Origin of the sequence: Actinomadura sp. 7K507 (assembly GCF_004348425.1) — a bacterium.
Lineage (GTDB): Bacteria > Actinomycetota > Actinomycetes > Streptosporangiales > Streptosporangiaceae > Spirillospora.
In genome coordinates this window covers 22,147-38,908 of sequence record NZ_SMKK01000072.1, presented here as the reverse complement: position 1 = coordinate 38,908, position 16,762 = coordinate 22,147, and the positions used below count along the sequence as shown (strand labels likewise).

General features: G+C 71.5%; 18 protein-coding genes and 1 pseudogene. 13 read left to right on the top strand and 6 right to left on the bottom strand.

Annotation, left to right across the window (positions count from 1 at the left end; genetic code table 11):
- Nucleotides 1–341, top strand: a pseudogene (locus E1285_RS18195) (hemerythrin domain-containing protein); the annotation flags it as partial.
- Nucleotides 342–635: 294 nt separating this feature from the next.
- On the opposite strand, the gene E1285_RS18185 reads toward E1285_RS18195, so the two are convergent.
- The 4 genes from E1285_RS18185 to E1285_RS18170 all read right to left on the bottom strand — a co-directional run bounded on the left by E1285_RS18185 (nt 636) and on the right by E1285_RS18170 (nt 5,589).
- On the bottom strand, nt 636–860 hold the full coding sequence (locus tag E1285_RS18185) for a hypothetical protein (RefSeq protein ID WP_132153560.1): 225 nt from the start codon (nt 858–860) through the stop codon (nt 636–638).
- A gap of 51 nt (nt 861–911) precedes the next feature.
- The gene (locus E1285_RS18180; protein ID WP_132153558.1) at nt 912–3,989 is read right to left on the bottom strand and encodes a type 2 lanthipeptide synthetase LanM family protein; all 3,078 of its coding nucleotides are present in this window, start codon (nt 3,987–3,989) and stop codon (nt 912–914) included.
- A gap of 12 nt (nt 3,990–4,001) precedes the next feature.
- Complete coding sequence (locus E1285_RS18175) at nt 4,002–4,316, bottom strand: NHLP leader peptide family RiPP precursor (protein ID WP_132153556.1); 315 nt, start codon at nt 4,314–4,316, stop codon at nt 4,002–4,004.
- Between the two features lie 82 nt (nt 4,317–4,398).
- Nucleotides 4,399–5,589: a hypothetical protein gene (locus tag E1285_RS18170; protein ID WP_132153554.1), complete on the bottom strand. Its 1,191-nt coding sequence runs from the start codon at nt 5,587–5,589 to the stop codon at nt 4,399–4,401.
- Nucleotides 5,590–6,119: 530 nt separating this feature from the next.
- Here E1285_RS18170 and E1285_RS18165 point away from each other — a divergent pair.
- Nucleotides 6,120–6,917: a site-specific integrase gene (locus E1285_RS18165; RefSeq protein WP_132153552.1), complete on the top strand. Its 798-nt coding sequence runs from the start codon at nt 6,120–6,122 to the stop codon at nt 6,915–6,917.
- Here the strand turns inward: E1285_RS18165 and E1285_RS18160 are convergent.
- Complete coding sequence (locus tag E1285_RS18160; RefSeq protein WP_243722873.1) at nt 6,881–7,273, bottom strand: metalloregulator ArsR/SmtB family transcription factor; 393 nt, start codon at nt 7,271–7,273, stop codon at nt 6,881–6,883. The two genes, E1285_RS18165 and E1285_RS18160, sit on opposite strands and share 37 nt — an antisense overlap.
- A gap of 94 nt (nt 7,274–7,367) precedes the next feature.
- Between E1285_RS18160 and E1285_RS18155 the strand changes: the two genes are divergently transcribed.
- Entirely contained in the window at nt 7,368–8,492 is a 1,125-nt protein-coding gene (locus tag E1285_RS18155) for an NAD(P)-binding domain-containing protein (RefSeq protein WP_132153550.1), read from the top strand.
- Here E1285_RS18155 and E1285_RS18150 read toward each other — a convergent pair.
- Nucleotides 8,479–8,832, bottom strand: a complete 354-nt coding sequence (locus tag E1285_RS18150) for a metalloregulator ArsR/SmtB family transcription factor (RefSeq protein ID WP_132153566.1) — start codon at nt 8,830–8,832, stop codon at nt 8,479–8,481. The genes E1285_RS18155 and E1285_RS18150 overlap by 14 nt on opposite strands.
- A gap of 129 nt (nt 8,833–8,961) precedes the next feature.
- On the opposite strand from E1285_RS18150, the gene E1285_RS18145 reads away from it, so the two are divergent.
- The 10 genes from E1285_RS18145 to E1285_RS18095 all read left to right on the top strand — a co-directional run bounded on the left by E1285_RS18145 (nt 8,962) and on the right by E1285_RS18095 (nt 16,643).
- On the top strand, nt 8,962–10,632 hold the full coding sequence (locus tag E1285_RS18145) for an FAD-dependent oxidoreductase (RefSeq protein ID WP_132153548.1): 1,671 nt from the start codon (nt 8,962–8,964) through the stop codon (nt 10,630–10,632).
- A gap of 11 nt (nt 10,633–10,643) precedes the next feature.
- Nucleotides 10,644–11,900: an MFS transporter gene (locus E1285_RS18140; protein ID WP_279510076.1), complete on the top strand. Its 1,257-nt coding sequence runs from the start codon at nt 10,644–10,646 to the stop codon at nt 11,898–11,900.
- Between the two features lie 107 nt (nt 11,901–12,007).
- The gene (locus tag E1285_RS18135) at nt 12,008–12,319 is read left to right on the top strand and encodes a metalloregulator ArsR/SmtB family transcription factor (protein WP_132153546.1); all 312 of its coding nucleotides are present in this window, start codon (nt 12,008–12,010) and stop codon (nt 12,317–12,319) included.
- Nucleotides 12,319–13,425: an ACR3 family arsenite efflux transporter gene (gene arsB / locus E1285_RS18130; protein ID WP_132153544.1), complete on the top strand. Its 1,107-nt coding sequence runs from the start codon at nt 12,319–12,321 to the stop codon at nt 13,423–13,425. Before E1285_RS18135 ends, arsB begins: the two co-directional genes overlap by 1 nt.
- A complete protein-coding gene (locus E1285_RS18125) occupies nt 13,422–13,718 on the top strand; it encodes a hypothetical protein (protein ID WP_132153542.1) in 297 nt (98 codons plus the stop codon). The genes arsB and E1285_RS18125 overlap by 4 nt, the downstream gene beginning before the upstream one ends.
- Nucleotides 13,718–14,128 (top strand): arsenate reductase ArsC, encoded by a 411-nt coding sequence (locus E1285_RS18120; RefSeq protein ID WP_132153540.1) that lies wholly within the window; start codon nt 13,718–13,720, stop codon nt 14,126–14,128. Before E1285_RS18125 ends, E1285_RS18120 begins: the two co-directional genes overlap by 1 nt.
- Nucleotides 14,129–14,296: 168 nt before the next feature.
- Nucleotides 14,297–14,671, top strand: a complete 375-nt coding sequence (locus tag E1285_RS18115; RefSeq protein ID WP_132153538.1) for a metalloregulator ArsR/SmtB family transcription factor — start codon at nt 14,297–14,299, stop codon at nt 14,669–14,671.
- On the top strand, nt 14,668–15,477 hold the full coding sequence (locus E1285_RS18110; protein WP_132153536.1) for a cation transporter: 810 nt from the start codon (nt 14,668–14,670) through the stop codon (nt 15,475–15,477). Before E1285_RS18115 ends, E1285_RS18110 begins: the two co-directional genes overlap by 4 nt.
- Entirely contained in the window at nt 15,477–16,031 is a 555-nt protein-coding gene (locus E1285_RS18105; protein ID WP_132153534.1) for an FAD-dependent oxidoreductase, read from the top strand. The genes E1285_RS18110 and E1285_RS18105 overlap by 1 nt, the downstream gene beginning before the upstream one ends.
- 264 nt (nt 16,032–16,295) lie before the next feature.
- Nucleotides 16,296–16,643, top strand: coding sequence for a DUF3703 domain-containing protein (locus E1285_RS18095; RefSeq protein WP_207946641.1), 348 nt, complete (start codon nt 16,296–16,298; stop codon nt 16,641–16,643).
- The last annotated feature ends 119 nt before the right edge of the window (nt 16,644–16,762 follow it).

The window sequence follows — 16,762 nt, the reverse complement described above, 5'->3', positions numbered from 1 at the left end:
ACCGCCTGGCCGAGGAGCGCGAGGCCAAGGAGCTGCTGTCCGAGCTGGACGGCATGGACACCGACGACCCCGCGTTCCTGAAGTCGCTCGACAAGCTCCGCATGGACGTGCTGACCCATGCCCGGGCTGAGGAGCGCTACGAGTTCGACCGGCTGGGCGACCAGTTCAGCCCGGTGCAGCTCAAGGGGTTCGCCGCCGCGGTCCGCGCCGCCGAGGCGACCGCCCCCACCCGGCCGCATCCCGGGACCGAGAGCGCCACCAAGAACCTGCTGGCCGGTCCGCCCGCCGCGATGATGGACCGCGTCCGCGACATGATCCGCGACGCCCGCGACAAGGGCTGACCACACCGGCGTCCGGCCGGGTGCCGATCCGGCCGGACCGCCGGCATCCGAAATGGCACCGGCGTACGTATACCTGGCCTCGGAGCCGGACTCCAGCTACACCATCGGCGAGATCATCGGCGTCACCGGCGGCCTGACCACCACCCGCTGACCAGCACAGCGACACGCCCGGAGCAAAGATCGTCCGGCGAGTGCGGTCGAGCACCTTCAGCAGCCTCGCCTGACGGGGTGGCCGCCGGTGTCCGGCGGACCCGCGGGTGGTGGGCCCGCCGGGCGGGGCGGTGGTTGCGGCGATCAGATCTTCACCGCTCCTGGATCACTCGGTACGCCCTGATCGCTCTGGTACTTTCCAGCCTCGACGGTGTCGACGTTCACGTTCACCCTCGCGGCGTACGCGTTCTTGGCGTCCTTCGTGAAGTTCGTGCTCTCTCCGTGGCTCGGATGATGGCTTTGCTTCCGGTAGTAGGTGACGGGCTGATGCGTCCCCGCCCGCATCGTCTGAACCATGTACTTCGCCATTTGCTCTCTCCCTGCCATTTGTTGTTCATGCCGACGGCATGTTCAGCTCCGTCACTCCCAGAGCAGGAGTGCGGGCAGCCTTTCCGGCTCGGCGAGCCGCAGTAGCTGGTATCCGATCCCGGCCGCTCCCTGGAAGAGTCCGGGGTTGTCGACCGCGCCCTTGACGCCGAAGTCGAAAGAGCCGCTGCGCTCGGCCCGGTCGAGGACCTCCCCGGCGATCGTCCGCGCGGCCCGTTCGAGTTCCGGCCGGTTCCGCCGCCTGGCGGCGCTCAGCAGGAGCTCGGTCCGTCCCATGGCCCCGCAGCACAGTTGGTCGCTGCGTTCGGCGGAGGCCGCGAGCGTGGTCGTGACGGCCGGTTCGACGTCGCGCCCGATCGCGGCGTCGTCGGCCAGGTCGGCGCAGGCGAGCCGGGCCAGCCCGATCCCGGGGGCGCCCTGGCACCACGACGATCCGAAGGCGGGCGCGCCCCGGTCCGGCAGCCGCAGATCGGGCCAGTTGCCGCGGGCCGGGTCGAAGAGCGCCGTCTCGTGGGCGATGCCCTCCAGCGCGGCGCGGCGCAGCTCCTCCTGCCCGGTCGCGGCGTACAGGCGCAGGAGCGCGTACCCGATGCCGGAGGCGCCGTGGGAGAAGCCGGTGAGATGGCGGCCCTGCGGGTCCGCCCAGGCCGGCATGCCGGTCGGCGCGGCGGTTCGCCGCCGGAGCAGGAGGTCGCCGCACACCACGGCCCTGGCCAGCAGCGGCGGAGCGCCGGTACGGGCGTGCAGGGTCAGCAGCGACAGCAGGGACCCGGCGGCGCCGGCGATCACGTCGGACTCTTGTATCGCGCGGAGGCGGTCGGCGGTGAGCAGGGCCGCGATCCGGTCGGCGGCGTCGAGCGGTCCGGGATCGTCGAGGAACTCGCCGATATGCGTCAGGGCGTGGATCAGCCCAGGGAGGCCGACGGCGCCGCCGGGTCCCATTCGCGTGGCCGTCGCGGTGAACGTGCCGCGCTGCAGGGCCGTGCGCAGCGGACGCATCGCGAGGCGCGCGAGGTCGGCGTAGCCGGACCGGCCCGTCTGCCGCCCGAGCGCGGCGAGGAAGAGCGCCACTCCGCAGGTGCCGTCGAACAGGCCGTATCCCATGAGCAGCGGCGTGATCGTCTGATCCCGGGTGAGGTAGGGAGCGGTCCAGGTGGCACCGTCGCCGGAGACGATGGCCCGTGCTCGCAAGCCGTCTCCGATCGCCTGCGCGGCGGACACCAGGTCGGCGGACGAGGGGACGGCACGGCGCCCGGCTTCGGCGGAGCGGTAGGAGGTGCGGCGCGCCGCGGCGGCCTTGGCCCCGACCGAGCCGCGGATGAACGCGATCTGCCGGGCGAGGTCCCCGTCGCCAAGCGCGAGCAGGCGGTCGACCGCCGCGAGGTGGCCGGGCCGGGCCAGGGCCCTGCGGACCTTGGTCCCGGCCTCGCCGATCAGGTCCGTTCCGTCGGCTCTGGCGAAGAACACCGGGATGTCCATGCGCTCAAGGGCGGTGATCTCGCAGGCCGAGAGCGACTCCAGCGAGGCCGGATCGGCGCCGCCCGGCGATTGGACGGCCAGGACGTCCAGCTCGGCGCTCCGGACGGCGCCGTCCCGCAGGCATTCGGGCCTCAGCGAGCGGTGCAGGACCAGCTCGTAGAGCCGGGTCTGCCGCAGGACGACGCGGATGCGCCTGCGGGCGATCGCGGCGACCGGGCCCCCGGCCGCGAGCAGCTCGCCCTGCAGCCGGCGGAGCTGCGCGTACATCGACCGGAAGCCGTCGATGAGGTCGTTCTCGTGCCGGACGAGCGGGACGTTCCCGCCGCCGGCCGCCGGGCCCCGTCCGGGCCGGCGGGCGAAGGCCAGCGACATGTGGTCGGTGTTGATCCGCGACCAATGCGGTGTCCAGAAGCCTGCGGACTCGCTCGGCGTCCAGCCGAGGCCGCTGGAGTCATGGACGGCGCCGTCGGGACCCGTGTCGTGGACCGGGAGCAGGCCGGTTCCGAGCACCGAGCGGTCGAGGCCGGGGTCGAAGCCGCCCGCGTGGGGCTCGTCGCCGGTCCGGTTCCGCAGGCGGGGCGTGAGCAGCGTCTCCAGGTCGACCAGGACGGGGTGCTCGCCGGCACCGACGATGTTCTCGTAGTGGAGATCGTTCGCCGCCAGGACGTACGCCACGCACAGCAGCATCCCCGCCTCGCGGAAGTAGCGGCTCGCCTCGGCGGAGTCGCGCCACGGGCGGGCCCGGACGAATTCGACCCACCCGTAGTTTCTGCGGGCGAGCATCCGCGGCGCCTTCAGCGGCGGCAGCCCGGTCCGCTCGTTCAACCATCCTAGGAGCTCGCCGAACGCATGATCCATGCCGAGGTCCTTGGGCTTGTGGAGGATCGAGACTCCCGAGCCGAACGACAGGTGCGTGACGGCGCGTCCGCCCCGGTGCGTGTCCGACAGGTAGGGCCGGATCCGCACTACCGGACCGAGATCCGGGCGGCCGGAGCCGAAGACGCTGCGGAGGCGCCCGCGATCGCGCTCCAGATGGTCCAGGAGCTCGGAGAAGGCGTCGACGAAAAGCAGGATGGCGGAACCGACGAGTCTGCCGAGCACGCGGTATTCGGCGAAGAAGCGGGCGAGCCCGCCCCCGGCCATCTCGGCCAGGAACGCGTCGTAACGACGTGTGGGCGGGCCGCTGTCGTGGAACTCGTCGAACAGGCAGGCCAGCGAGGACTCGCCGGCCACCCGGAACAGCGAGAACTCCAGTTCCAGTGCCTGTCCGCATAGGTGACCGAGTCGCCGCCGGAGCCCGGACTCCAGGTCGAGGCGGGCCGATGGTGCCAGCCTCGCCCACCCGGAAGGGCATCGCGACGCGAGCCTTCCGGCGGCGACTCGCACGAACGGATCGTAGAGCGGCGCGAAGGGAATCGCGGCGCACTCGTCATGGTCTCGTTCGCCGTCCTCCGCTCGTACCACGGGGCTCAGGTCAAGGCTCTCCTTGAGCACCACCGCCCATTCCGGCATGCCGGCCTCGCGCGGCGCGGGCTCCCTGCCGGGCCCTGCCAGTTCGACGATCTCGCGCCAGTCGACGATGTCGGTCTTCGGGCGGCCCCTGTCGAGCGGGCACAGAGTGGAGGATGTCACTTGGGGCCCCCGCTACCCGCAGTCACACGGCGAGGTGATCGCCGTGGAGGTGACCGTCGGGCACACCGGAACGGACTGCCCCGCCGCCAGTTCGTTCTCGGTCAGCGCCTGGAAATGATCGCGCTGGTGGGGCAGCAGCAGATACCGGACGTCCGGTCGCTCCTCCAGGACGTGGACGTCGACGTGAGTCGGGATGTCCGTCCCCAGTTCCTCTGCGAGGACGCCCTTCGGGTCGTCCAGCAGGCGGCTCTTGTAGTCCGCGTCCTTCCAGGCGCGCGAGACTATGCGCGCGATGAACGCCTCCCGCTCGGTGAATCGCGTTGTCATGATGTCCCCTTCCTTGTCACGTTCCTTGTCACGCCGCCCGTCCGGACGGCGGCGATGGTGGTGCCGGCGCCTTGGCGCGGTCTCACTTCGGCGCGTTCTGGTAGTTGGCACCCCAGATCTGGACGTCGCCCTTGGGGAGTTTGTGCTCCACCGAGAGCGTGCCGTCGTCGTTGTGGTGGTACTCGGTCCTGTGGCTGGAGGACGCGGACGCCGAGAAGAACGGCCACACCCCGCCCGATGCCTTGGCGGTGATCTCCTGCACCTGGCTCTGGGAGTAGGTGGCGTGGCTGGTCACGGTGAGGTCGTAGTCACTGACCAGGACGAGTTGGGACAGGCGCCGGGCCAACTGGCCGTTGGGCTGGGCGAAGAAGGAGTCCCAGTCGCCCGCCGACGCCTGCGGATCCCAGACGTCGGCGCCCTTGTTGTGGTAGGCCCTCATGTACTCGTCGGACTGGAACCAGTCCATCGGGTGAGTGACGAGGGTGGAGTACTGGCCGATGCTCCCCTTGACGGTGAGTGAGCTTTCCGAGGCCTGCTTGTTCAGCTGGTCGAAGCTGCCGGAGGCGCTCGCGGAGAAGATGTCGTAGAAGCCACTCGCACTCCCCATTACGGTGGTGTGCTGCAGCCGGGACTCCATCGTTTTGGAATTGAAGTCGATGGTTGCCTGACCGCCCGTATTCAGGCTCTGCTTGGCAGCTTCGATATTCGCCGAGTAGACGAACAGCCGGTACCGTTCCCCGTCCTGCCGGACGAACTCCTGAGTGGCCGCGGGCGCTGACACCGCGTCCAGTGCCCTGATCAGCGGTGTGTTGGCCTGCTGCTTGAAGACGGCGATGGCGGACGCCTTCTGGCCGGGGTTGAGCATGCGGTCGGCCCACTGCTCGAAGAGGGCGGCCTGCGTCAGCGTGCTGGTGGGATTCTGCTTCCACCAATTGTCGCGGTAGTCCAGCCAACGGCTGTACTGGTCCCCGAGCACGCCCGGGAGATCGGTTCCGCCCTCGGAACGCAGCGCGCCGAGGAGCATGCGGTAGGCCGCGGACCGCTTGGACAGGCCGGTCGGGTCGAAGTAGGCCACCGACGCGGACGGGATGACCGCGTCGGACATGAGGTAGAGGCCGCTGGAGTCGTTGCTCTGCAGGCCCAGCGTCCCCTGTGCCAGCTGGAACGTCGAGGTGTCGAGGTTGAGGGCCTGCGCCACGACGTTGTACCAGCCGGCGTTCAGCTTGATGACGGTCTCGGCGATCTGGTCGGGTGCGGCGGTCGGTGTGGTCACCGGACTACTTCCTTTCTTTTCGGGACCCGGCCGCCCTTCTTGGTGGCCGGTCTTCGTGCGGCAGATATTCTTTGGCGGAGCCGGCCGATTTCTATACGGCACGCTGCCGATGGCAGCCCCGGCCGTTCGGTGAGAAACAGAACAGCACCCTTCGGGGCAAGTCCTGTTCTCGCCGATGCGCCGATCAGCAACTCCGTCCTGTCGCTTCCTCAGCTAACACCGGCCCGTTTCGTGAAGGGAAGTGGTCGACCGGAGACTTTACCTACCGATGCCGGGGCAAAGGGTTCTCTTGGGAAGTGCGCATGTGAGGTTTAGTGGTGCCCGTGGACAGTCATACATATAGCGGCGAGCGACTCGTCCGCCCGCTGTTGAAGTGGCAGATAATGTGGATTACCTGCCGCGACAATGGGGGGTTTTGTATCCAGGCGGATAGTATTTACTGACCGGCTGGATAACGTTACATACCGCATCTGGGGGTCCCGGTGTACGACGACACGTTCCCAGCCCGGCCCGGCCGGACCGCCGGTCCTGTGCCTCTCCCGGCCGCGGTCGGCCGCTACCTCGACTCGATCCAGGTGGCGGCCACCCGCGCCTGCTATGCCGAGACCCTGGGGCGGCTGGTCGACGTGGCCGGCCCTGGACGCCCCGTCTGCGAGTTGACCCCCGAGGACTACGCCGCGGTGATGCTGCGCTGGGACGGCGCGGCGGCCGCGACGTGGAACCGGCACCTGTCGGCGCTCGGCTCGTTCACCGCGTGGGCGCAACGCCGGGAGATCCTCGCGACCAACCCGGCGCGGCACCTGAGCCGCCGGCAGCCCGCCCGCCGCGGGGACCGCTGCCTCCCCGAGGCACTGCTTCGGACGCTGCTCACCGGCGGCGGGCACGCGCTGCGCGAGCGCACGCTGTGGACGCTGCTGTACGAGACGGCCGGGCACGCGCAGGCGATCCTCGCGCTGAACGTCGAGGACCTGGACCTCGGTTCCCGGCACGCCCGGGTGGCGTCCGTCCGGCGCGCCGCCGAGTACGTCAGTTGGCGGGACGGCTCGGCCGACCTGCTGCCGCGCCTGCTGGCCGGCCGCACGTCCGGGCCGGTGTTCCTGACCGGCAGGCGGGCGCCCGCCTCCGGCAGCCGGGCGCCCGCGCCGACGGACGCGGATCCCGGCACGGGCCGCGGCCGGCTGTCCTACTCGCGAGCCGAGTACCTGTTCAAGGTGGGTACGGCCGCGCTCGATCCGCGCGGCCGCGGATGGACGCTCGACCAGCTACGGCGCACGGCCCTGCGGTCGGCGGGTCAGCGGTCGCTGGGCGGACAGCAGGTGCGCAGGTAGGTCTGGAGTTCGGTCAGAGACCGCTCGACGGCGTCGGCGTCGATGCGGTAGTGGACCTGCTTGCCTTTTCTGCGGGAGGTCAGCAGGCCGCCGCGGCGCAGCAGTGCCAGTTGCTGGGAGGCGGTCGGCTGGGCGATGCCGAGGCGTTCGGCGACGGTGCCGACGGTGAGCTCGATCCCGCCGGTGAACAGCTCCAGCATCGCCTGGCGCTGTTCGCTGGCCAGCGCCTTGAGGAACTCGCGCCCCCCGGCTCCGAGTTGCGCCGTCGAGGCCCCGCATCCGGCATCCGCCACCGCGCACGTTGCGTCAACGGGCGCCATCGGCTGTGGCGGCGGTCCGGTCACGTGTTCGGTCACGACGTCGACTCTCCCCTCGCGGCGGCGTCTGACGGAAACCCTACGCGATCTATCATCACATTGAAATATTGCAAATTGATGATATGTTTCGCCCATGTCCACCCGCACAGCCTCACTGCTCATCGTCGGCGGAGGTCAGGCCGGACTGGCCACCGCCCGCACCGCCCGCACCCTCGGCCTGACCCCGCTGGTCCTGGAGGCCGCCGACCAGCCTGCCGGTTCCTGGCCGCACTACTACGACAGCCTCACCCTGTTCTCCCCGGCCCGCCGCAGCGCCCTGCCCGGCGCGCCGTTCCCCGGTGACCCCGACCGCTATCCGGAACGGGACGAGGTGGTCGCCTACCTGACCGGCTACGCCGCCCGCCTGGACGCCGACATCCGCACCGGCCACCGCGTCGAACGCCTCGCCCGCACGCAGGACGGGGACGGATTCCAGGCCGTCACCGCGGCCGGGGAGGTGTTCACCGCTCCGCTGGTGATCGCGGCGACGGGCGCGTTCAGCCGCCCCTACCGTCCCGCGCCGCCGGGCCTGGAGTCCTTCGCCGGGACGGTGCTGCACTCGTCCGACTACCGGCGCCCCGAGCCGTTCGCCGGCAAGCGGATGGTGATCGTCGGCGGCGGGAACTCGGCGGTGCAGATCGCGATCGAACTCGCCGCCGTCGCCGACGTCACCCTCGCCACCCGGCATCCTCTCCGCTTCATGCCACAGCGGATCGCGGGCCGCGACATCCACCTCTGGTTGCGGCGCACCGGCCTGGACACCGCCGGCTGGGCCAGGCCTCTGCTGACCGGAGGCAAGGGCACCCCCGTCATGGACATCGGCACCTACCGCGACACCGTCGCCTCGGGCAACCCCGACCGCCGCCCCATGTTCGACCGCCTGGACGGCGACCAGGTCATCTGGAGCGACGGCACGCGCGAGCACGTCGATGTGCTGCTCCTCGCCACCGGATACCGGCCCGGCGTCGACTACCTCGCCGGGCTCGGAGCCCTGACCGAGGACGGGACGCCCCGCCACCGCGCAGGCGTCTCCACCGCCGTCCCCGGACTCGGCTACGTCGGGCTGGAATGGCAGCGCTCGTTCGCCTCGGCCACCCTGCGCGGCGTCGGCGCGGACGCCCGCCACGTCCTCACCCGGCTGCTCGGACGGTCACGTCGCAACGGAGCCGCGGCACCCGCGGGCGATCCGGCGCCGGTTCAAGGGGTCAGGCGCCGGTGAGGTCCGGTAGCGCGAACAGTCCCGACAACCGGGTGAGGCGTTCGGGGATGACGCGGTAGTACACCCAGGTGCCGCGCCGCTCGCCCTCGATCAGCCCGGTCTGGCGCAGCATCTTCAAATGGTGGGAGATGGTCGGCGCGGACACCTCGAAGGGGCCGGTCAGGTCGCAGACGCACGCTTCGCCGCCCTCCGCCGAAGCGATCAGGTTCAGCAACCGCAACCGCACGGGGTCGGCCAGTGCCTTGAACACCCGGGCCAGGTCGGCGGCCTCGTCCTCGTCCATCACCGGGCCGCTCAACGGCTCGCAGCACACCGGGGCGGAGACGTCCTGAAGTTCCATCAACTCGGCCACCTCTCTAATTTGACATACATCTAACCAGTGATGCACTCTTGCGTCTGATTCGATGTTAATCGAAACAGGCTGCAGTGCCGTGACTTCAGCAGTGCCGTGACTTCAAGGGAGACGCCCATGAGCACCAGCACCGACCGGGACGAGCCCGCCGCACCAGCGGCGGGCCAGAACAGCGGTCAGCACACCCAGAGCGGCGGTTGCTGCGGCGTCAGCGCCTGCTGCACCGACGCCGAGCGGCCCGTCGACCCCGGAGCCACGCTGCTGCAGGCCAAGACCGAGGCCGGGTGCGGCTGCGTCGCAGACCACGACGGCCAGGGCGGCCTGCCGGTCGTGGTGATCGGCGCCGGACCGGTCGGGCTGGCCACCGCCGCGCACCTGGCCGAACGCGGCCTGGACTTCCGTGTCCTGGAGGCCGGGCCGCAGGCCGGCGCCGCGATCTCCGAATGGGGCCACGTCAGGCTGTTCTCGCCATGGCGCTACAACACCGACGCCGCCGCGCGCCGCCTGCTGGAGCCCACGGGCTGGACCGCCCCCGACCCCGACCACCTGCCGACCGGCGCCGAACTCGTCGGCGACTACCTCGTTCCACTCGCCGGCGTCCCGGAGCTGGCGGGCCGCATCCACACCGGGACACGCGTCGTCGCCGTCACCCGCCAGGGCGTCGACGCCACGCGCACCATCGACCGCGACCAGTATCCGCTCCTGGTCCGCACCATCGACGCAGAAGGGGCGGTCCGCGACCGCACCGCCCGCGCCGTCATCGACGCCTCCGGCACCTGGGGACACCCCAACCCGCTCGGCCACTCCGGCCTGCCCGCCATCGGCGAAGACCACGCCGCCCCCTACCTGACAGGGCCGCTACCGGACGTACTGGGACGCGACCGCGACCGGTTCGCCGGACGCCACACCCTGGTCGTCGGCATGGGGCACTCGTCCGCCAACACCCTTCTCGCGCTGGCCGAACTCGCCGAGCAGGCACCGGGGACCCGCATCAGCTGGGCCGTCCGCTCCAACTCGGTCGCCCGTCTCTACGGCGGTGGGGACGCCGACGGACTACCCGCCCGCGGGGCCCTTGGCACCAGGCTCAAGCAGGCCGTCGAAGCCGGTTCGATCGATCTCGTCCGCAGCTTCACCATCACGCGCTTCACCGTCCCCGAGGACGGACCCGAGTCCGGACCGGTCACCGTCACCGGCGGCACCCCCGACGGCGAACGGGCCATCGCCGCCGACGCCGTGGTCGCCGCCACCGGTTTCCGTCCCGACCTGGACCTGCTCCGCGAGATCCGCCTCGACCTCGACCCCGCCACCGAGGCGCCGGCCAAGCTCGCACCGATGATCGACCCCAACTTCCACTCCTGCGGTACCGTCCCGCCGCACGGGGAACGCGACCTCACCCACCCCGAAACCGGGTTCTACCTGGCCGGGATGAAGAGCTACGGCCGCGCGCCCACCTTCCTGATGGCCACCGGCTACGAGCAGGTCCGCTCCATCGCCGCCGCCCTGGCCGGCGACCGGGAGGCCGCTGACACCGTCCGGCTCGACCTCCCCGAAACCGGCGTCTGCTCCACCGACCTGGTCGGCGAGGACCGACTCCCCGGTGCGGAGGCGGACGGATGCGGCACCTCGTGCGCGGCCGAACCCGTAGTCGAGGAGAGCACGCCGTCCTGCTGCGGTTCCGCGGAGGCGCCGCAGCAGGACACCGTCGGCGTGGGGGCCCCGGCCGGTGTCGGTTTCGCCACCGGACGGGTGCACGGCTACTCCGGTGACGCCGAAAGCGGCGAAGCCTGAGTCCGCGGTCGGTGGATTCCGCATCCTCGATCCCGGTCCCCGCGGTTCCGGCCGCCGGGACCGGTTCGAGCGCGCGTGGTGTGCTGGTCGCCCTCTGTATCACCGAGATCACCAGCTGGGGCGTGCTGTACTACGCCTTTCCGGTGCTGGCGCCGGCCATCACCGCCGACACCGGCTGGTCCACACCCGCCATCACCGCGGCGTTCTCCGCCGCGCTCATCGTCGCCGCCCTCGTCGGCATCCCCGTCGGCCGCGTCCTGGACCGCCGCGGCCCACACGCCCTGATGACAAGCGGTTCCGTCCTGGCCGCCGCCGCAGCGGTGGCAGTGGCCGTGGCACCGTCGCTGCTCTGGTTCGCCGCAGCGTGGTTCTTGGCCGGAGTCGCGATGTCGGCCGTCCTGTACCAGCCCGCCTTCGCCGCGCTCACCCGCTACTACGCGCCCCGCCACCTGCCCGCCCTCACCACCCTCACGCTGGTGGCGGGCCTGGCCAGCACCGTGTTCGCGCCGCTCACCGACACCCTGGCCGCGCACCTGACCTGGCGCGGCGTCTACCTCGCCCTCGCCGCCGTCCTCGCCGCCGTCACCATCCCCCTGCACGCCATCGCCCTGCGCCGCCCATGGCCCGCGTCCTCCGGCGACCGAGAAACCGCCGCCGACCATCCCGCCCGCCCACAGGCGATACGCCGGATCACGCGCAGCCGCCCGTTCTGGCTGCTGGCCATCGCGCTCACCCTGTCCGCGTTCGCCATGTACGCGGTCCTGATCAACCTCATCCCACTGCTCACCGACCGCGGCGCCAGCCCCACCCTGGCCGCCTGGACACTCGGCCTGGGCGGCATCGGCCAGGTCGCCGGCCGCCTGTGCTACCGCCCGCTCTCAAGGCGCACCAGCGTCCGCGGCCGCACCGTCTGGATCCTCGGCCTGTCCGCCGCCACCACCGCCGCCCTGGCACTCGTCCCCGGCCCCATGCACCTGCTCATCGCCGTCGCGGTGCTGGCCGGCGTCACCCGCGGCATCGCCACCCTCCTGCAGGCCACCGCCGTCACCGACCGCTGGGGCGTCGCCGCCTACGGCACCCTTTCGGGCATCCTGGCCGCCCCCATCACCATCGCCACCGCCCTCGCGCCCTGGGCCGGAGCCGCTCTCGCCGGCACCCTCGGCAGCTACCCGGCCCTCTTCACCGTCCTCGCGCTCGCAGCGGCCCTGGCCGCGCTCCTGGCCAGCGTCCCCGACCCATCACAACAGCACTCCTCCCGCCAGACATGACCGACCGGATCCACGGCAGCGCGACGATCCTGTCGTCGGTGGGGCGTTGACCGGAGGTGCCACGGCGGTTGACTTCGTCGTCGCGTCGCCTGCTAACGTATCAGTCCATGATGATGTCAGTTGAGACTGATGTGCTGCGGGTGCTGGCGGATCCGCTGCGCGCGCGGATCGTGGGCCTGCTCGCCGGTGAGGCGTTGTGCACGTGCCATCTGGTGGAGGAGACCGGTGCCCGCCAGACCAACATCTCCAACCACCTTCGGGTACTGAAGGACTCCGGTCTGGTGGATACCGAGCCGTGCGGCCGGTTCACCTACTACCGGCTGCGCCCCGAGGCATTGGACGTCCTGGCCGCACGGCTCGGCGACCTCGCCGACGCCGCCCGCGCCGCCCTCACCGACGGCCGTAAGAGGCCCTGCTGATGACCACCACCGAACCGGCGACCTCGCAGCCCGGAACCGGCGAGCCGGGCCTGGTGGGCAGGCTGTCCACGCTGGACCGGTTCCTGCCGGTGTGGATCATCGCGGCCATGGCGGCCGGTCTCGGGCTCGGGCGTGCGGTGCCCGGCCTGGACGACGCGCTGTCCAAGGTCGAGATCGGCGGGATCTCGCTGCCGATCGGGCTCGGGCTGCTGGTCATGATGTATCCGGTGCTGGCCAATGTCCGCTACGACCGGCTCGGCACCGTCACCGGCGACCGCCGCCTGATGGTCTCCTCGCTGGTGCTCAACTGGCTGATCGGCCCCGCGCTCATGTTCGCGCTGGCCTGGGTCTTCCTGCCGGACCTGCCCGAATACCGCACCGGGCTGATCATCGTGGGGCTGGCCCGCTGCATCGCCATGGTCGTCATCTGGAACGACCTGGCCCACGGCGACCGCGAGGCCGCCGCCGTCCTGATCGCCCTCAACTCGGTGTTCCAGGTCGTCGCGTTCGGCGCGCTGGGCTGGTTCTACCTCAAGGTGCTGCCCGGCTGGCTCGGCCTTGGCGCCGACGACGTGCACTTCTCCACCGGCACGATCGTGATCAACGTGCTGGTGTTCCTCGGCGTCCCGCTGCTGGCCGGCTACCTCACCCGCCGCACCGGCGAGCGGGCCCGCGGCCGCGACTGGTACGAGACCCGGTTCCTGCCCCGCATCGGCCCGCTCGCCCTGTACGGGCTGCTGTTCACCATCGTCATCCTGTTCGCCCTCCAAGGCGACACCATCACCGGGCGACCCGCCGACGTCGCCCGCATCGCGCTACCGCTGCTGGCCTACTTCGCGCTGATGTGGGGCGGATCGTTCGCCCTCGGCCACGCCGTCCGCCTGCCCTACCCGCGCACCGCGACACTGGCCTTCACCGCCGCGGGCAACAACTTCGAACTCGCCATCGCCGTCGCCATCGCCACCTTCGGCGTCACCTCCGGCCAAGCCCTGGCCGGCGTGGTCGGCCCCCTCATCGAGGTCCCCGTCCTGGTCGCCCTGGTCTACGTCTCCCTCTGGCTGCGCCGCCGCTACACCACCGAACCAGCGGAGGCGGGGACGAGATGAGCGCGGCGTCCGACCAGGCGGCGTCCGGCCAGGCGGCGTCCGGCCAGGCGGTGTTCGAGCGCATCGCCGGACGCTCCCAGATGGCCGCCGCCCTGGCCCTCGCGCGCGGCGGCGACGGGCGAGTGCACGCCCGGTCGCCCGGCACCGCACCGGCCGCCGAACTCGAACTGCCCATCGTGGAGGTGATGGCCGAAGTCGGGGTGGACCTGTCCGCAGAGTTCCCGAAACCGCCGACCGACGAACTCGTCGGCGCCGCCGACCTGCTCACCACGCTCGACCAGCGAGGAATCTGATGCCCGACAAGCCTAGCGTCCTGTTCGTCTGCGTCCACAACGCGGGGCGGTCCCAGATGGCCGCCGCCTACCTCACCCACCTCGCCGGCGACACGGTCGAGGTCCGCTCCGCCGGATCGGCCCCCGCCGACCAGATCAACCCCGCCGTCGTCCAGGCGATGGCCGAAGAGGGCATCGACATCGCCGCCGAAACACCCAAGATCCTCACCGCCGACGCCGTCCAGGCCTCCGACGTCGTCATCACCATGGGCTGCGGCGACACCTGCCCCGTCTTCCCCGGCAAGCGCTACCTCGACTGGCAACTCGACGACCCCGCCGGACAAGGCGTCGACGCCGTCCGCCCCATCCGAGACCGGATCCGCACCCGCATCGAGCAGCTCGCGGCCGAACTCGCCGCCGAGCGCGGTTAGGCCACGGATAGGCGCGGCTCCGGCGCCGGTAGCAGGAGTTACCAGGGTTGGCGGCGCACCGTCCGGCGCCGGCGGCGTGCATGGCTGCGCGGCTGGACGTGCCGCAGGGGTTGACTGAACACCTCCAGGGCATATCATCACGATATGGCGATTGATTCTGATTGTGGAATGACATCTCTGGACGGGTTGGCGCCTGCGGCCGCGCTGTTTCACTCGCTGGCCGATCCGGTCCGGTTGTCTCTCGTGCAGCGGCTGGCCTGCGGCGAGGCGCGTGTGGTGGACCTGACCCGTGAGCTCGGGCTGGCACAGTCCACGGTGTCCAAGCACCTGGGCTGCCTGCGCGGGTGCAGGCTGGTGGACTACCGCGCCGAGGGCCGCCAGTCGTTCTACTTCATCGCCGCACCGGAGCTGCTGGATCTGCTGCGGTCGGCCGAGCACCTGCTGACCGCCACCGACCGCGCCGTCGCCCTGTGCCCGACCTACGGTGTCGACGCCGCCGTCCGGCCCGAGCTGCCCGGACCCGGGACGGCGGCGCGGGCGTGACGGTATCGACGCCAGCCCACTCGCCCGGTCCGTCGGTCGGCCGCCGGGCGGTGCTGGCCCGGCGGGTGCGGTGGCTGGTGGCCGCGACCATCACCTACAACGTGGTGGAGGCCGTCGTGGCGATCGGTGCCGGGGCGCTGGCGTCATCGGGCGCTCTGGTGGCGTTCGGGCTGGACTCGGTCGTCGAGGTCGCCTCAGCGGCTGCGGTCGCCTGGCAGTTCTCCGCCCGCGACCCCGAGGTGATCGAACGGCGGGAGCAGCGGGCGCTGCGGATCATCGCGGTATCGTTCTTCGCGCTCGCCGCCTACGTCACCGCCGACTCCATCCGAGCCCTGCTGGGCGGGGGGCACGCCGAGCACTCCACCCCCGGGCTGGTGCTGGCCGCGCTGAGCCTGGCGATCATGCCGGGCCTGTCGTATGCCCAGCGCCGCACCGGCCGTGAACTCGGCTCTGCCAGCGCGGTCGCCGACTCCGAGCAGACCCTGCTGTGCACCTACCTGTCGGCCGTGCTGCTGGCCGGGCTCGCGGTCAACAGCCTGTTCGGATGGGCCTGGGCCGACCCGCTCGCCGCCTTGGTCATCGCCGCCGCCGCGGTCAAGGAAGGACGCGACGCCTGGCGCGGCGACGCCTGCTGCCCGGCGCCTCCCCTTGCGGTGAGCAATTCGCAGGCGGAGACACCGATCGCGCCCTGCGGGACGTGCGGACCCGGCTGCTCGTGCTGCGCAACCGGCACACCGGCGCACGCGGTGGCCGAACCGTCCGGCCCACGCCCAGGGGCCGGACGGGCCGCAGGTTCCCCGCAGTGATGGACGCGGTCGATGCCGATGCCGAGGTCGTGGTGGTGGGCGCGGGTCTGGCCGGGCTGGCGGCCGCCGACGAACTCACCCGCGCCGGGGTGTCCACGATGGTGATCGAAGCCCGGGACCGCCCCGGCGGCCGGGTCCGCGCCACCGGCGGCCTGCAGGTCGGCGGAGAGTTCGTCGGCCGTCCCCACCGGCGGTTGCGTGCCCTGATCACCCGGCTCGACTCGCGCGCGCCCCACCCAGCGCACCGGGCCCATTCTGTGGCGGGCCCGGACGCCCGCGGCTCAGCCGACCGCCCCCCGGGAGCTGCTCGACACGCTGATCACCAGTTTCGCCACCACCGACGCCGCGGACCTGTCGGCATTGCGGACCGCCTGGTGGATCGGCCGCGCCGGCGGGCTCACCGCGGCGCTGACCAGCGGCACCGGTTCCCAGATCACCACTGGAGCCGACACCTTGCCCGCCCGCTACGCAGATGCCATCGCCGCACCGATCAGCTACCGGACCGCCCTCACCGCCATCGAAACCCCCAACCACGACACCGCGACCGGCACTGACGACAGGCCCGTGCAGTTCACCACCACCGCCGGAACGTTGCGGGCCAAGGCCGCCGTGCTGGCCATCCGGCCAACTCACCCGCTACGGCGCCGCCCTGCGCGACCCGCATGGACCGCTGGTCTTCGCCGCCGCCGAACGCTCCAGCTGGCCCAACTCCATGGAAGGCGCCCTGGAATCCGGCCGCACAGCGGCCGCGCAGACCCGCGCCCTGCTGTCCGCCGCACGATAAGACCGCTCACCGGCCGAACCTGATAGGAGAACCCATGATCGGCCGCAAGATGCCCGCGCGAGTGCGGACCGTCTACCTCAGCGAGATGCACGCCGCCCGCCGCGCCGCCGCCCCCGGCGCCCGGTGGCGGCACCTGGAACGGGCCCACATCCTGTCCCAGCCCTGGCCCTGGCCGCACACCCGCAACCACATCGCCATGCTCACCCTGGCCATCGTCCAGCGGGACCGCCGCGAAGCCGTCGGCCAAGTCGTCCGGATCATCGTGGCCGCCCCCGGCTCCGCCCTGGGCCGCTACCCCGAAGGCAACACCGGCCGCGCCACGGTCGGCCTCACCCAGCCGATGCCAGTCCCAGATGACCTGGCCACACTGCTGAAGGCCTGACCGATGGGTCGCTGGCCTACCGCGCCGGCCGACCGGACCTGAACGCTTGCCACTGTGGGAAAGGTCTCCGTCAACACCGTCGCCGCGCGGGTGGCCGTGCTCGGCTTGGCCGGCCGTCT

Excerpts from the sequence above, each read along its gene's own strand:
- E1285_RS18185 (WP_132153560.1), bottom strand. The coding sequence starts at position 860 with ATGGCGAAGTACATGGTTCAGACGATGCGGGCGGGGACGCATCAGCCC.
- E1285_RS18175 (WP_132153556.1), bottom strand. The coding sequence starts at position 4,316 with ATGACAACGCGATTCACCGAGCGGGAGGCGTTCATCGCGCGCATAGTC.
- E1285_RS18155 (WP_132153550.1), top strand. The coding sequence starts at position 7,368 with ATGTCCACCCGCACAGCCTCACTGCTCATCGTCGGCGGAGGTCAGGCC.
- E1285_RS18150 (WP_132153566.1), bottom strand. The coding sequence starts at position 8,832 with ATGGAACTTCAGGACGTCTCCGCCCCGGTGTGCTGCGAGCCGTTGAGC.
- E1285_RS18145 (WP_132153548.1), top strand. The coding sequence starts at position 8,962 with ATGAGCACCAGCACCGACCGGGACGAGCCCGCCGCACCAGCGGCGGGC.
- E1285_RS18135 (WP_132153546.1), top strand. The coding sequence starts at position 12,008 with ATGATGATGTCAGTTGAGACTGATGTGCTGCGGGTGCTGGCGGATCCG.
- arsB (WP_132153544.1), top strand. The coding sequence starts at position 12,319 with ATGACCACCACCGAACCGGCGACCTCGCAGCCCGGAACCGGCGAGCCG.
- E1285_RS18125 (WP_132153542.1), top strand. The coding sequence starts at position 13,422 with ATGAGCGCGGCGTCCGACCAGGCGGCGTCCGGCCAGGCGGCGTCCGGC.
- E1285_RS18120 (WP_132153540.1), top strand. The coding sequence starts at position 13,718 with ATGCCCGACAAGCCTAGCGTCCTGTTCGTCTGCGTCCACAACGCGGGG.
- E1285_RS18115 (WP_132153538.1), top strand. The coding sequence starts at position 14,297 with ATGACATCTCTGGACGGGTTGGCGCCTGCGGCCGCGCTGTTTCACTCG.
- E1285_RS18105 (WP_132153534.1), top strand. The coding sequence starts at position 15,477 with ATGGACGCGGTCGATGCCGATGCCGAGGTCGTGGTGGTGGGCGCGGGT.
- E1285_RS18095 (WP_207946641.1), top strand. The coding sequence starts at position 16,296 with ATGATCGGCCGCAAGATGCCCGCGCGAGTGCGGACCGTCTACCTCAGC.